This is a genomic window from Aeromicrobium camelliae, from assembly GCF_003850045.1.
Taxonomy (GTDB): domain Bacteria; phylum Actinomycetota; class Actinomycetes; order Propionibacteriales; family Nocardioidaceae; genus Aeromicrobium; species Aeromicrobium camelliae.
In genome coordinates, this window is record NZ_RQJX01000013.1 from 22899 (window position 1) to 34694 (window position 11796).

Annotated in this window: 10 protein-coding genes and 2 pseudogenes; 9 read left to right on the forward strand and 3 right to left on the reverse strand. The window is 68.3% G+C overall.

What is annotated here, in order from left to right; all coding sequences use genetic code 11:
- Nucleotides 1-10: 10 nt before the first annotated feature.
- Together cpaB and EHW97_RS10315 are read right to left on the reverse strand one after the other, a co-directional pair.
- Nucleotides 11-727 (reverse strand): Flp pilus assembly protein CpaB, encoded by a 717-nt coding sequence (cpaB, locus tag EHW97_RS10310; RefSeq protein WP_124237087.1) that lies wholly within the window; start codon nucleotides 725-727, stop codon nucleotides 11-13.
- The gene (locus EHW97_RS10315) at nucleotides 724-1590 is read right to left on the reverse strand and encodes a hypothetical protein (RefSeq protein WP_124237088.1); all 867 of its coding nucleotides are present in this window, start codon (nucleotides 1588-1590) and stop codon (nucleotides 724-726) included. Before EHW97_RS10315 ends, cpaB begins: the two co-directional genes overlap by 4 nt.
- A gap of 174 nt (nucleotides 1591-1764) precedes the next feature.
- Here EHW97_RS10315 and EHW97_RS10320 point away from each other — a divergent pair, with 174 nt between their 5' ends.
- Together EHW97_RS10320 and EHW97_RS10325 are read left to right on the forward strand one after the other, a co-directional pair.
- Complete coding sequence (locus EHW97_RS10320; protein ID WP_166367476.1) at nucleotides 1765-3567, forward strand: vWA domain-containing protein; 1803 nt, start codon at nucleotides 1765-1767, stop codon at nucleotides 3565-3567.
- A 97-nt stretch (nucleotides 3568-3664) separates the two neighbouring features.
- A complete protein-coding gene (locus EHW97_RS10325) occupies nucleotides 3665-4858 on the forward strand; it encodes an acyl-CoA dehydrogenase family protein (protein WP_124237090.1) in 1194 nt (397 codons plus the stop codon).
- A gap of 67 nt (nucleotides 4859-4925) precedes the next feature.
- Here EHW97_RS10325 and EHW97_RS10330 read toward each other — a convergent pair whose 3' ends face one another.
- Nucleotides 4926-6851 (reverse strand): choice-of-anchor I family protein, encoded by a 1926-nt coding sequence (locus EHW97_RS10330; protein ID WP_208001989.1) that lies wholly within the window; start codon nucleotides 6849-6851, stop codon nucleotides 4926-4928.
- A gap of 97 nt (nucleotides 6852-6948) precedes the next feature.
- Between EHW97_RS10330 and EHW97_RS10335 the strand changes: the two genes are divergently transcribed.
- The 7 genes and pseudogenes from EHW97_RS10335 (at nucleotide 6949) to EHW97_RS10360 (ending at nucleotide 11794) form a co-directional block, all read left to right on the forward strand.
- Nucleotides 6949-7425 (forward strand): YflT domain-containing protein, encoded by a 477-nt coding sequence (locus EHW97_RS10335; RefSeq protein ID WP_124237091.1) that lies wholly within the window; start codon nucleotides 6949-6951, stop codon nucleotides 7423-7425.
- An 82-nt stretch (nucleotides 7426-7507) separates the two neighbouring features.
- Nucleotides 7508-8542 carry a MaoC family dehydratase gene (locus tag EHW97_RS10340; protein WP_124237092.1) on the forward strand — a complete coding sequence of 345 codons (1035 nt, stop codon included), beginning with the start codon at nucleotides 7508-7510 and terminating at the stop codon, nucleotides 8540-8542.
- Complete coding sequence (locus tag EHW97_RS10345; protein ID WP_124237093.1) at nucleotides 8539-9114, forward strand: histidine phosphatase family protein; 576 nt, start codon at nucleotides 8539-8541, stop codon at nucleotides 9112-9114. Before EHW97_RS10340 ends, EHW97_RS10345 begins: the two co-directional genes overlap by 4 nt.
- Before the next feature lie 23 nt (nucleotides 9115-9137).
- Nucleotides 9138-9962, forward strand: coding sequence for a PHP domain-containing protein (locus EHW97_RS10350; protein ID WP_124237094.1), 825 nt, complete (start codon nucleotides 9138-9140; stop codon nucleotides 9960-9962).
- Nucleotides 9963-10040: 78 nt separating this feature from the next.
- Nucleotides 10041-10421: pseudogene (locus EHW97_RS15965) on the forward strand (SRPBCC family protein); the annotation flags it as partial.
- A 280-nt stretch (nucleotides 10422-10701) separates the two neighbouring features.
- Nucleotides 10702-11174 (forward strand): annotated as a pseudogene (locus EHW97_RS10355) (DUF4166 domain-containing protein).
- The gene (locus EHW97_RS10360) at nucleotides 11174-11794 is read left to right on the forward strand and encodes a TetR/AcrR family transcriptional regulator (RefSeq protein ID WP_124237095.1); all 621 of its coding nucleotides are present in this window, start codon (nucleotides 11174-11176) and stop codon (nucleotides 11792-11794) included. Before EHW97_RS10355 ends, EHW97_RS10360 begins: the two are co-directional and overlap by 1 nt.
- The last annotated feature ends 2 nt before the right edge of the window (nucleotides 11795-11796 follow it).

Here is an 11796-nt window from a genome sequence, read left to right on the forward strand (position 1 = left end):
ACATGACCCCTCAGCTGATCTGACTCTGCAGGATGGCGGTGTTGGTGCCGGTCGGCTCGCCGCCGCGGTTATCGCTCTCCAGGCCGTCGGGCAGGCCGATGAGGCGGACCGTGACTGCCGTGGCATCCGCGAGGGTGACGGCGTAGGTCTGCTCCGGTGTGAGTGCGAGAGTCACCGGGATGACCTCGCGTTCCTGGAGCTCGTTACGGCTGGGCTGTTCCGTTCGCACCTCCACGCCGCCGACCGAGACAACACGGACGGAGCGAGCCACTGCCTGCGAGCTGGCCGGCCCTTCTTCGGGCTGCAGCACGGCGATGACGTCGACGAAGTCGCCGGGGGCCACTCGTCCGGCGATGCCGGTCTTTGCATCGACGGTCAAAGCGACCTCGCGCTCGTTGTCGCCGAGCGACGAATTCGGCCGCAGCATGTCCGACCCGATGTAGGTGCCTTGTGCGATGTTGAAGGCGGCGCGTCGTCCCACGATGTCGTCGATGTTCGTGACCGCGGCCTCGGGGAGATAGCGCCGCGGAATCTCGACTTCCTCCACGTCGTCGGACTGGATCACCTGATACGCGTCGATGCCGTCTGCGACGGAGTACGCCGTCACCATGGGCGCGACCTTCGAGTTCACGCCGGAGACGTAGTTCGAGACGACGAAGAACAAGACGATCGCCAGCAGCGCTGAACCGATCATGAGAAGAACGCCGGTGCGTTGGCGGGGGTTCACCAGGTGGCTCCTTGGTCGGGGGTCGCGAGGAGAGGTTGATCGGTCGTCATCCCGCACCAGGGACAGACCGAGCGGGGATGGTGAGCGCCGCAGGCTGCGCACTCGACCGCGTGGGAGAGACGACGGTGGATGTCCGGCTCGAGGTCGGGTCGCACCGTCACGAATTCGACAACGCGCGATGAGCCGTGCGCGTCCACGACGTCGTGGAGCGGCTCACCGCGTTCGGCGGCACCGAGATTCAGGGAGCGCCGCACATCGTCGACGAGCCAGCTGATGTCGGTCGACGAGTGCACGAGTGTGTGGCCGGAGAAGTCCGCAGGTTCGGCGCCTCGGGACTTGGCGCGTCGCGGTTGCGACTGCTTGGCGCGGCCTTGGGCGCGAGGTCCCGTCAGCGTCGTGACGTGCGGGTCCGGGGCGAACTCGACGAGGAATCCGGCACCGGGGAGATAGGAACGCAGATGTTGGCCCATCGACGGGTTCACTGTCGCGAGCTTGCGCACCTGCGGCAGCCACGCCGCGATCCACGCTGCTTCGCGCAGGGAGTCGAGAGCGGCGACGCTCGACACGAGGTCGGGTTGAGCTGCCGCCCGCCGCCCGAGCTCGGCGAGAGTCAGGCTCGGGCCGGGGAGCGCTTCGACCGACGCCCGCAGGGAGGGAAAGCGGGTCGCGGCCAATGCGACCACCGATCGGGCATTGTCGAGATCGGCCTGCGTGCACAGCACGAGGACCGGTTCGTCAGACCAACGTCCCAAGAGCTGCTCCGCAGCCTCAGGATGCCGGATGTCCATGACGCCGAGGCCACCGACCTGCGACTCGAGCCCAAGATCCGGGCGTAACGAGGTGAGCGCAACGACGCCGGGCATCGGCATGCTCCTTTCGACGAGCACATAGTCAGGAAAGGAACACCCCCGAAGCGTTCGTGAACCAACCCAAGGAGGAGCACCGATACACTGCGAGCCATGACTTGGGGGACGTTCCGGGACGAAAGTACTACGGACTGGGGATCGAGGCGAAATCCAGCGCGCTTTTGTGGCGGTGTGATCGCCATCACGTTAGCCGTCTGTCTGCTGCCGGCGACGGCGTATGCCGAGCAGGAGTCAGGCGACGGTGATCCTGGCTCACTCGTCCTCGTTGTGGACGCCTCGGGTTCGATGGCGGAGCCCGACGGACGCGGAAGCACCCGCATGGAGGCAGCGAAGGCCAGCCTCAACCGGGTCATCGACGAACTGCCCGAGGAGGCGCGCGTCGGCCTGCGCGCCTACGGGGCCGAAATCTCCGACGGCGCGGGATCCTGCGAGGACAGCAACCTGCTGGCTCCAGTCGAAGAGCTCGATCGCGACGCCTTGAAGAGTGGCGTCGCAGCGTTGCAGCCGCTGGGCAACACCCCGATCGCCTACGCCCTCGAGCAGGCAGCCAACGACCTTCCCGATGAGGGCCCCCGCAGCATCGTCCTCGTCTCCGACGGGGAGGAGAACTGCAACGTCGATCCGTGCGAGATCGCCGGTCGTATCGTCGAGCGCGGCATCGACCTGCGCATCGACACCATCGGACTGCAGGTCGGCTCGAAGGCTCGCGAACAGCTTTCGTGCATCGCCAGCGCCGGTGGCGGCACCTACTACGACGTCGAGGACATCGGCGCTCTCCCCAACACCTTGGAGCGCTTGTCTGTTCGCGCGGCACGCGGATATGAAGCCGCTGGCCGGCCGATCGTCGGCGGATCGACGGCCGAGGACGCGACCGCGATGGAGGACGGTCAGTGGCTTGACACCATCGACCGCTCGGCGACGAAGACATACGAACTGCCCGACCCCGCAGGCGGGGCGGTGTTCGTGAGTGCGACGATCCGGCCCACGATGAGGGGCTTGGCCGAGCGCGAACGCATCGAGCTGAGCGTGCTGGGTGAGGACGGTCAGCCCTGCACCATCCCGGTGAGCGCGGCGGCGATCGGCGCGTTTACCCGCAACACCCCGGTGACGGCCACGTCGATTCTGACCAGTGAGGACCTCACCGAGTGTGGAGGCGGCAACCCGATCCTGTCGGTCGAAACGCCCGACACCGAAGAGAGCAAGGCGCTGGAGCTGCTGGTGGTGGAGGAGCCGGAGGTCACCGACCTCGAAGCGCTCCCCAAGGGCTCGAACTCCTACCAAGTCCCGCAGCTGCAGGCCGGGGGTTCTTCTGCGGAACCCATCGCTGGCACGCCCAGCTTCAGCGGCGCGCCTGAGCTCGAACCCGCCGTGACCTATTCCGACACCATCCTCACCGGCGAGGCGTTGTTCTACCGCATGCCGGTCGAGTGGGGTCAGCAAGGCGTGTGCGAGGCGACGTTCGACCAGAGCGGCACGGTGGCGGGCGCGCTGAAGGGTCCTGACCTGCTGGTCCGCGTCGATACCTACGGGTCCAATCGCGGGGCATTCTCGCCGGTCGACATCGAGGCGGCGAGCGCGTACTACGACGGGACGCAGGCGGTGACCCTGACCAACGCGACGCCCGAGGTCGCCTACCGTAATCGCGAGATCACTGGCGAGGTCGCGAACGCCTCGCTGGCTGGTGACTACTACTGCGCGGTCTTCGTCAATCGCAGCGCGGGCGACGCCGAGGAGACCGGCGAGATCCCGATCCGTGTGCGCGCCGAAGCGGTGGGCGACGTCGCGGGCGAGCCGGACTACGCGGAGCCGCCTGCGGCCGAGAACGCCGACGACGAGGCCTCGGACGATGCCGCTGCCGGTGGCTCCACGTGGTGGTGGATTCTGGGCGCGGTCGTCGTGGTCGCCGCCGCGGCCGGTGGCCTGCTGTGGACGCGTCGTCGCAAAGACACGGGAGCCGATCAGAGCGCGGTCTGATCGCTGCGACAGGGAGCGCGCGCTACTCGCTAGTCACTTACTGTGAGATGCGCGGTACAGTCGCGTCGATCACACCTGTCACCCGAGGAGGATCCGCATGGGTCGTCTAGTCCGCACCGAAGGCCTGACCGAAGAGCAGGAAGAGATTCTCAAGGTCGTACGCCAGTTCGTCGAGAAGGAGATCCTCCCTGTCGCGACCGAGTTGGAGCACGCCGACGAGTACCCGACCGACATCGTCGAGGGTCTCAAGGAGCTCGGGATCTTCGGGCTGATGATCCCCGAGGAGTACGGCGGACTGGGGGAGTCGCTGCTGACCTACGCCCTCGTGGTCGAGGAGATCGCGCGTGGCTGGATGAGCGTCTCCGGCGTCATCAACACCCACTTCATCGTCGCCTACATGCTCAAGCAGCACGGCACGGAGGAGCAGAAGCAGAAGTACCTCCCGCGGATGGCCACGGGCGAGGTGCGCGGCGCGTTCAGCATGTCCGAGCCCTCGCTGGGATCGGACGTCTCGGCGGTCTCGACCAAGGCGACCAAGCTCGATGACGGCTCCTACGAGATCACCGGTCAGAAGATGTGGCTGACCAACGGCGGCTCGGCCAATCTCGTCGCGGTGCTGTGCAAGACCGACGAGGGCCAGGACTCGGTCTACAAGAACATGACGACGTTCCTCGTCGAGAAGGAGCCCGGCTTCGGTGAGACCGCTCAGGGCGTCACCATCCCGGGCAAGATCGACAAGATGGGCTACAAGGGCATCGACACGACCGAGATGATCCTGGAGAAGCACAAGATCGGTGCGGACCAGATCCTCGGCGGCGAGTCCGGCAAGGGCTTCTACCAGATGATGGACGGGGTCGAGGTGGGCCGCGTCAACGTGGGTGCGCGCGCCGTCGGCATCGCCAACCGCGCCTTCGAGCTCGGCATCGCCTACGCGCAGCAGCGGGAGACGTTCGGCAAGCCGATCGCACAGCACCAGGCGATCTTGTTCCGCCTGGCCGAGATGGCCACCAAGGTCGAGGCGGCGCATGCGATGGTCGTCCGCGCGGCGCGGCAGAAGGATGCCGGCAAGCGCAACGACGTCGAGGCCGGCATGGCGAAGATGCTCGCGAGCGAGTACTGCAACGAGGTCGTCGAGGCGTCGTTCCGCATTCACGGCGGATACGGCTACTCCAAGGAGTACGAGATCGAGCGTCTGTACCGCGAGTCGGCGTTCATGCTGATCGGCGAGGGCACCTCCGACATCCAGAAGATGATCATCGGTCGCGCCCTCCTCAAGGATTACGCGATCTGATCCGCACCACTCGAGGCCAGACGTCCCGAGGGCTCCAGCCCTCGGGACGTCTGACGATCGAGGAAGGTCAGCTGCGGAGCCGGCGGGCCAGCACGGTGCCGCCACCGGCGGCGAGCAGTGCTGCGCCGAGGGCGAACCACCACGGCGACACGTCGGCGCCGGCGTCCGGCAGTTCGCCGGACACGCGGCGAGCCGTCTCCGCAGCCTCGTGGGCCGGCGGAGGCGTCGATGCGCCGACCCCCGGCGTCGGCTCGGGGCTCGGACCCGGAGCCGGCTCGGGTTCGGGTGCCGGCTCGCTTCCGGCCGCACCCACGATGAAGAACGTCGTCGAGCCGGACACCTCGTTGCCGGTGATGAGCAAAGGTTCGCCCGTCGGCGAGGCCTCCTCCGGAACGAAGGCCAGGCCTTCGGGGCCGAGGTCCCCGGCGCGCCGCAGCACGTCGGCCGGGTCGCCGCCGGCGTCGATCTCGTCCTCCGCCGACACGGCGAAGTCGCGGTTGTTCGCATAGCTGACGAAGCTGGGGCCCTGCGGATCGGTGATGTCGTAGACGACGATGCCGCCCACACGCTCGAGGCCGATGAACGCGTACGTGCGGTCGCCGACCTGTCCGATGGCGAGGTTCTCCGGCTCCGGGCCCTTGTCGTCGCTGCGTCCGTCGAAGTTCGACTCGCTGTGGTTCGAGTTGAAGAACTCCGGCACCGCATCGGCGAGGATCCGCTCGAACTCCTCACCGGAGTCGTAGACCTGAGTGCCGTCGGTGGTCCAGATGGAGAACGAGCGCCCGCCGAAGGCGTAGAGCTGCTCGTAGCAGGAGCCGTCGGCGCGCAGGCCGTTCGCGAGGCTCACGTTGAGACGGCCGAGTTCGGCGTCGCCGGTGAGCGCCGCGGCGGGGCTGTCGGTACAGATCGGAGGGATCCCGTCAGCGCCGAGGTCCTTGACCCGCACGCCCTCCGCGTAGTCGCCCCATTCGCGCGCGTCGCCCTCGTTCGCGGTCACGAGGTAGGTCTGACCGCCGGCCTCGTAGGCGCTGATGCCATCGGGCTGGTAGATGCCGCGCACGGGCTGCGGGGCGATCGCGATGGTGCCGTCGCGATCGGAGGGGTCGAAGCCCTGGCCCGGATGGCTGTGGTCCTTGAACCCGAGCGGCCAGATGTCGGTGACCGTGGCACTCGCGAGATCGACCACCGCGACGGCGTTGTTCTCCTGCAGGGTCACGTAGGCCGTCGTGCTGTTGGCGTCCACCGTGACGTACTCCGGCTCCAGGTTCGCCGAGATCGGGAACGCGGTGTTCACCTCAGGGCCGACGACACGGACGTCTTCCGGCAGGGTGCGCGTGCCGCCGGCCTCCCAGTCGTGGAAGGTCGCCGTGCGCACGGCCTCCTGGGCCGGCGCCGCGACACCGCTGGGCAGGCTGACGACCGAGACGGAGCCCTCCGGGTCGAGGCTGTAGTCGTCGGCCGGCTCGGCCTCGTTCGCGGAGATGGCGAGGCGGCCGTCGGGGGACAGGCTCACCATGTCCGGTTGCGTGCCGACCTGTACGGCACCGAGCACACTCAGCGAGTTCGCGTCGGCGAAGAGCAGCCAGCCCGGATCCGTCTTCGTGGGGGCCTCGATCGCCGCGACCACGAGCCCGTCGGGGCGCACGGACAGCGAGTTGACGACGGCGCCGGCCGGGAGCGTGCCGCCGGCCCACGAGGTCCCCGCGGCCGCGATGGTGCCGATCGCGGCCGGAGTGCTGGGGTCGGCGCTGTCGAGAACGTCGATCACGCCGGACTGTGCGTTGACGACGAACGTGCGCTTCGTCGTGGCATGGAAGGCGACGATCTCGGCGGCGCTCTCATCGAACTGCCCGGTGTGATGAGTGCCGATCGGTGTCAGGGTGACGGCCGATGCGGCCGGATCGGGAAACTGGACCGCCGCTGCCGAGACGCTGGCGAAACCGAGCGCTGCGATGCAACCGACGGCGGTGAGGGTGGGGAGACGAAGGTTCACGCGAGGACGCTAGGACGACCCGGCGACCGTGCGGTGTCTGGCGGGTGAACGATTTTCGTCCCGCGTGAAGGCCGCTGTCGAGGTCTACGCTGGACACATGGCTCAGATCTTCTCCCTGGAATACCCGCAGTCGCTCGGCCTGTACGACGACTACGAGGAGGCTCAGCGGGTGGTCGACTACCTCTCAGATCAGGAGTTCCCCGTCGAGAACGTCCTCATCGTCGGCACCGACCTCAAGCAGGTGGAGCGGGTGACGGGGCGCTTGACCTGGGGTCGGGTGATCCTCAGCGGTATCGCCAGCGGCGCCTGGTTCGGCCTGTTGATCGGCTTGCTGCTCGGGATCTTCGCAGCCGAGGGACAGTGGCTCAGCGCCGTGCTCACCGGTCTCGTGCTGGGCATCGTCTGGGGCGGCATCCTGTCCGCGGTCTTCTACGGCCTCCAGCGGGGACAGCGCGACTTCTCGAGCGTGAAGACGATCCTTCCGGGCAAGTTCGAGATCCTCGTCGAACACAAGCACCTTGCTCGCGGTCAGGAGCTCCTCGCGCACCGACCCGGTGCCGGCGCGACGTTCTGAATCTCGCGACCCGGGGGTGACGCCCTCCGCGGCCGGTGGTGCGACATGATGAGTGTCGTATGTCACCGAGCGTGAGGATGTCATGAGCAAGACGAACCCGGGCAACTTCTTCGAGGACTTCACCGTCGGTCAGGTGATCGAGCACGCCACCCCCCGCACGGTCACCGAGGGTGACCGCGCGGTCTACGGCGCCCTGTATCCGACCCGCTTCGCCGTGCCGTCGTCCGCGGAGTTCGCCGCGTCCGTGGGACTGTCGCCGGCGCCCGTCGAGGAGCTGATCGCCTTCCACATCGCCTTCGGCAAGACCGTCCCGGATATCTCGCTCAATGCCGTCGCGAACCTCGGATACGCCGAATGCCGGTTCCACCAGCCGGTCGTGCCCGGCGACACGCTCGCCACCCGCTCGGAGGTCATCGGCCTCAAGCAGAACTCCAACGGCAAGAGCGGTGTCGTGTACGTCCGCTCCACCGCGACGAATCAGCGCGGTGAGGTCGCCCTGGACTGGGCACGGTGGGTCATGGTGCGGAAGCGCGACGTCGAGGCGGCAGCTCCCGAGACCGTGGTGCCGGAGCTCGCCTCCGTCGTCGCGGTCGAGGACCTGGTGATCCCGAAGGGGCTCGATTTCTCCGACTACGACACGGCCGCGGCCGGTGAGCCGCATCGCTGGGACGACTACGCCGTCGGTGAGCGGATCGACCACGTCGACGGCGTGACGCTCACCGATGCCGAACACATGATGGCGACCCGGCTGTGGCAGAACACGGCGAAGGTGCACTTCAACGTCGAGGCGCGCCCGGACGGCACCCGCCTCATCTACGGCGGCCACATCATCTCGATGGCCCGCGCCTTGTCGTTCAACGGTCTGGCGAACGCTCAGCTCATCGCCGCGATCAACGCCGGGGCACACGCGGCTCCGGCGTTCGCGGGCGACACGGTGTACGCCTGGTCGGAGGTGCTCGACAAGGCGGACACCCCGGCTCCCGGCGTCGGCGCGCTGCGGCTGCGACTCGTCGCCACGAAGGGACACGACCCGTCCATGACGTTGCGGGGTGAGGACGGCACGTACGCCGCGCAGGTCCTGCTCGATCTCGACTACTGGGCGCTGATCCCCCAGTGAGCGAACACGCTCCCGAACTGTGGCTCGCCCGGCACGGCGAGACCGAGTGGAGCAAGGCGTGGCGGCACACGTCGTTCACCGACCTGCCGCTCACGGACGTGGGGGAGCAGCAGGCCGCCAAGCTCCGGCCGCTGCTCGCGGACGTCGCGTTCGATCGCGTGCTGTCGAGTCCGCGGCTGCGGGCACGCCGCACGGCCGAACTCGCCGGGTTCGCCGATCCGCAGGTTGATGAGGACCTCGTGGAGTGGGATTACGGCGACTACGAGGGGCTGACGACCGAGACGATCCGTGAGAGCGTCCCCGGCTGGACGGTCTGGACGCATCCGTCCCCCGGAGGTGAGACGGCCGAGCAACTGACGGAGCGGCTCGACCGGGTCGTCGCTCGAGTTCAGCAGGGCGGACGGACGCTCGTCTTCGGGCACGGTCACAGCCTCCGCGCGCTCACGGCGCGCTGGCTCGGGCTCGGTGTGGAGCACGGACGATCGTTCCTGCTCGACACCGGCACCTACTCCGTCCTCGGCGAGGATCGGGGGACGCCGGTCGTGACGCGGTGGAACGTCGCGAGTTGGTGAGCGTTCGGCGCTAGCCTGAGCACGTGCGCATCGACCTCCACACGCACTCGAACCGATCCGACGGCACCGACGACCCCGCCGACCTGGTGCGCAAGGCGCGCCAGGAGGCAGATCTCGACGTCGTCGCGTTGACCGATCACGATTCCACTGCCGGCTGGGCCGAGGCGCTCCAGGCGGCCGACGACGTGGGCGTCCGCCTCGTCCGGGGCATCGAGATCTCGACGCGTTACCGGGGCGCGAGCGTTCACCTGCTGGGCTACGAGTTCGATCCGGAGTATGCGCCGCTCGTCGACGAACTGCACCGTGTCATCGCCGGGCGCGACCACCGGCTCCCGCTCACCGTCGCCAGACTCAACGAACTCGGGTATGAGATCACGGTCGAGGACGTCCAGGCGGCGTCCGAGGGGACCGTCTCCTCGGGGCGTCCGCACATCGCCGACGCCCTCGTGACCAAGGGCTACGTGCGCAATCGCGATGAGGCGTTCGCGACGCTGCTGACCCCGGGCAAGCCCGCCTACATCGACCGGTATGCCGCCGACCTGTTCCGCGCGGTCCGGCTCGTGCAGGAGGCGGGCGGTCGCCCCGTCATCGCTCACCCTTGGGCTCGGGAAAGCCGCCGCCTGCTCGACGAGGCGACGTTCGCCGAACTCGCGGCGCTCGGACTCGCCGGTATCGAGGTCGACCACCAGGACCACGACGCCGAGGCGCGAGCCGACCTCGCCGGCATCGCCGACCGTCTCGATCTCGTGAAGACCGGATCGAGCGACTATCACGGCACGGGCAAGATCAACTTCGAGCTCGGCTGCAACACCACCGCCCCCGAGCAGTTCGAACGACTGCTGGGCTGAGTCGACCTTCTTGAGCACTCGCTCAAACTCGTGTAGCTTGTGTTTTGAGTGAGTGCTCAAGAGAGGGGTCCATCGGCCATGAGGCGCGCACGACGAGGGATCTACGTCGAGACGGTGATCGACGCGCCGCTCGAGCGGGTATGGGCCTTGACGCAGGATCCCGCGCAGCATGCGCGGTGGGACCTGCGGTTCGGGCGGATCGAACCCCAGGCGAGTGAGGAGGGCGTGCGACGGTTCACGTACTCCACGTTCGGCGTGTCCGGCACCGGCGTCCACGTGGGGGACCGGCGGCGCGAGACCGGCGGCGCGACGTCCTCGTTGCGGTTCGCCTCCCCGCACGTGCTCTCGCCGATCGCCGAGGGCGCCGGGTACTGGCGTTACGAACCGGAGAAAGGTGCACTCCGCTTCCTGACCGGATACGACTACCGGGCGCGCTACCGACGCATCGACGTGCTGTTCCGGCCGCTCATGGGGTGGGCGACGGCATGGCCCTTCGACCGCCTGAGGCTGTGGGCCGAGCGCGACCAGGCGCCCGCGCGGTCGCTCGCGTTCGCTCTCGGCGACGTGGCCGCCCGACCTGGCGACGCTGGAGAAGGCATGACGAGCATCTTCGCCCAGGCGCTGGGCATGGACTTCGGGCGGCTTCATCCCGCGCTGCAGTCTCGATTCGGGCTCAAGCCGGGAGAACTCTGCGTGGGCCGCGGCGAGATGCGCGAGGTGTGGCGCGGGCCCCGCCTACATGGAGCCGTTCTTGCGGCTCGGCACACTGCGCAACATCCTGTTTCCCGAGACCGGCCGCCACGTCCCCTTCACCATCGAGAACCACGCGTACGTCGACGGTCTCGGGCGCGAGACGGTCTCCTTCGTGCGCACCTTCGAATTCGGCGGCGGCCATCGGCGGCGTTTCGATGCCACGATGATCCACGTGCCGGGTGTCGGCGTGGTGGACTTCCTCGGGACGCATCAGCACCTCGCCGTCGCGCTGGACGTGCACGTGGTCGACGGCGCCCTCGACATTCGCAGCACCACCTTCGCGAACGCTACGACGACGCAGCGCAGGAGTACGCCATCGACGTCCGCGTGGAGCACCCTCGCTTCGGTCCCGTTTTCGGTTACGACGGCCGGTTCGTCTGCGAGTTCGCCGAGCGCCCCGCCTCGCCGGTGGTGATGCCGTACTCGGAGCGACCGGCCCCCGTAGGGTGGGCGGGGTGATGACCGCCAAGTCAGAGGACACCAAGCGACGGCTCGTGCAGGCGGCGATCGACACGATCAGCTCGGAGGGCATCGCCAAGGTGTCGGCGCGGAGCATCGCCGAGCGTGCCGGGCTCGCGCAGGGCCTGGTCTTCTACCACTTCGGGACCGTCACCGACCTCATCGGTCAGGCCTGCTTGGAGGCCACGCGAGCACGGATCGACCGTTACGCCGAGCGCTTCGACGCCGTGGACAGCCTCACCGAGCTGGTCGACCTCGCCGACCGATTGCACCGGGAGGAGCGGGCGGCCGGCACCGTGGCGGTGCTCGGGCAGATCCTGGCTGCGGCGCAAGTCGATCCGGCGCTGGCCGCCGCTGCCGGGGAGGCGCTTTCACTGTGGACTGAGCGGGTCGGCGACGTGCTGCGGCGCGTCCTCGTCGGCTCGCCATTCGAGCAGGTCATCGCGCCCGATGCGCTGGCCGAACTCGTCTCGGCGGCGTTCGTCGGCATCGAACTCACCGAGCCGACGCGTGGCGACGACGACCTGGATCGCGCCCTCGGCTCCATCCGCCGGCTCACCAGCACGGTCGACGATCTGGGACCCGTGGCTCGGCGTGCGTTGAGATCCGCGCTCGGGTGACT

Bases quoted from the DNA above. Each gene is read 5' to 3' on its own strand.
- EHW97_RS10315 (WP_124237088.1), bottom strand. From the start codon at position 1,590: ATGCCCGGCGTCGTTGCGCTCACCTCGTTACGCCCGGATCTTGGGCTC.
- EHW97_RS10325 (WP_124237090.1), top strand. From the start codon at position 3,665: ATGGGTCGTCTAGTCCGCACCGAAGGCCTGACCGAAGAGCAGGAAGAG.
- EHW97_RS10335 (WP_124237091.1), top strand. From the start codon at position 6,949: ATGGCTCAGATCTTCTCCCTGGAATACCCGCAGTCGCTCGGCCTGTAC.
- EHW97_RS10340 (WP_124237092.1), top strand. From the start codon at position 7,508: ATGAGCAAGACGAACCCGGGCAACTTCTTCGAGGACTTCACCGTCGGT.
- EHW97_RS10360 (WP_124237095.1), top strand. From the start codon at position 11,174: ATGACCGCCAAGTCAGAGGACACCAAGCGACGGCTCGTGCAGGCGGCG.